At 56.5% G+C, this 2002-nt stretch carries 1 protein-coding gene; it reads left to right on the top strand.

The genetic code is table 11. From position 1 onward, the window contains the following. On the top strand, positions 1 to 2002 hold a 2002-nt coding region (locus tag AM629_RS20945), incomplete at both ends, for a proprotein convertase P-domain-containing protein (RefSeq protein WP_152912053.1).

Below are 2002 nucleotides of genomic sequence, written 5' to 3'. Positions count from 1 at the left end.
GCGGCGGCTAATGGTCGTGGCGGATTGGGGACCGTCATCGTGGCGGCGGGCGGCAACCATCGTGCAGAAGGCGGCAATGCTCAAGGGTCACTGACCAATAACAACCGCTTTTCGGTGGAAGTCGGTGCAATCAACGCACAGGGCGATTTATCGACGTTGCAGATTGGCTCCTCACCCTTTTCCAACCCGGGAGCCAGCCTGTTGGTTTCGGCACCGGGCAGCAATGTCGTGTCGACCAGTTATATGCTGAAAACCGACCGGGGCTCAACGTTTGGCAATGACTACACCAGCATGCAGGGCACCAGCTTTGCCGCGCCGATAGTCTCCGGTGTTGTTGCGTTGATGCTGGAGGCCAACCCGAACTTAGGCTATCGGGATGTGCAGCAGATCCTTGCTCTGTCTGCTCGTAAGATTAATGACCCCGCTACCGCATGGCGCGATAATAGCCGCCATAGCTGGAATGGCGGCGGCATGCATACCAGCAACGATTACGGTTTCGGTCAAGTCGATGCGCGAGCCGCGGTTCGCTTGGCCGAGTCTTGGATGACTCAAAGCACCGCGGCCAACGAGTACGTCTATAGCGCATCCAGCGGTCCTCTGGGGAAAACCCTGGCGGCGGGTGAGACGCTGACGTCGTCGATTGCCATGAATGCCGGTCTGAATGTCGAGCATGTTGAGATCGATTTTGACGCTCAGGTAGGCCGTCTTGGCGATCTGACGCTCAAATTGATCTCGCCGGATGGCACTCAGAGCCTATTGCTCAATCGTCAGGGTAAGGTTCCAGACGGTATGCCGGGCGCGAGTGCGAGCGATTGGGGGAGTAGCCAGTCGGGGACGTTCAAGTACAGCTTTATGTCGACCCATGATTTGGGTGAACGCTCGGCTGGCAACTGGACCCTACAGGTGACCGATGCGAATTCCGGCCTGCCGGTCACATTCAATGCCTGGTCGCTACGTTTGTACGGCAGCAAAAGCACCCCGGATGACACTTACTTTTACACCGACGAATATATCCCGTCGGTGGTCGGACAGGCCAACCGCGCGGTGCTGGATGACGCCGCTAATGGCGTGGCGGGTGGGCGTAATACCGTCAATGCGGCGGCTGTTTCGCGGGATACGTCAGTCAACTTGCTGACCGGTGTTGCCCGCATTGGCGGTGCAGCGTTGACGATAAAGGATCCGTCGGGCATTCAGAATATCGTCACCGGTGATGGCAACGACACGCTAGTCGCGGGTAATGCCGATGCCTTGCTTGATGGCGGGCGTGGAAACAACACCCTGGCAGGGGGGGCGGGCAAGGACTTCTTTGTGGTCCACCGCCGTGAGGCCGGCAGCGATATCATTAGCCACTTCGAGGCGGCTCGTGGCGAAATCATCGATCTGGTCGGATTGGGTGGAAAAACGTTTGCCGATCTGTTGCTGACGCCGCAAGGGGCGGATGTTAAGGTCGATCTGGGTCAGGGGCAGAGCATTATCCTGAAAAATCAGACACTCGCCGGGATCGGTGCGTCGAACTTCACGTTCCAGAACACCTTTATCGCTCCGATGGCTTACACGAGTAGTGACGCCTCAACGCGCCAGCCACAAGAAGGCTTGGGAACCGTGATCCTTAAGGGCGGCGGCAAGGGGGTGACGCTCACTACTGATGCTCAGGGTCAGATGAAATTTAGTCTGAATGGGACGCTCTATAGTCATGACAGTGCGGCATCAGACGTTTTTGTGGTGGCAGCCCAACAGGGTGTCAAGAACTACCAGAATGCATTACGTGGTTTTCGTCACGGCCTTGATAAAATTGATTTGCGTCAAGTCGGGATCACTGATTTCAGCCAGCTCACAATCACTAAGAGCCATCGTGGCACGATCAACGGCCTGTCACAAATTCATGGCGTTGACGTTACCTTTAATGGGGTCAGCGGTACTGATTCAAAGGTGAAGCTGCTATATCTCGATACCCTAGATATTTCGCAGGTCGATGCAGCCGATTTCCTCTTTGCGGAGCCGG

The organism is Photorhabdus heterorhabditis (assembly GCF_001280945.1).
Lineage (GTDB): Bacteria > Pseudomonadota > Gammaproteobacteria > Enterobacterales > Enterobacteriaceae > Photorhabdus > Photorhabdus heterorhabditis.
The sequence above is the reverse complement of the archived record's forward strand: the minus strand, read 5'-3'. Positions and strand labels throughout refer to the sequence as shown.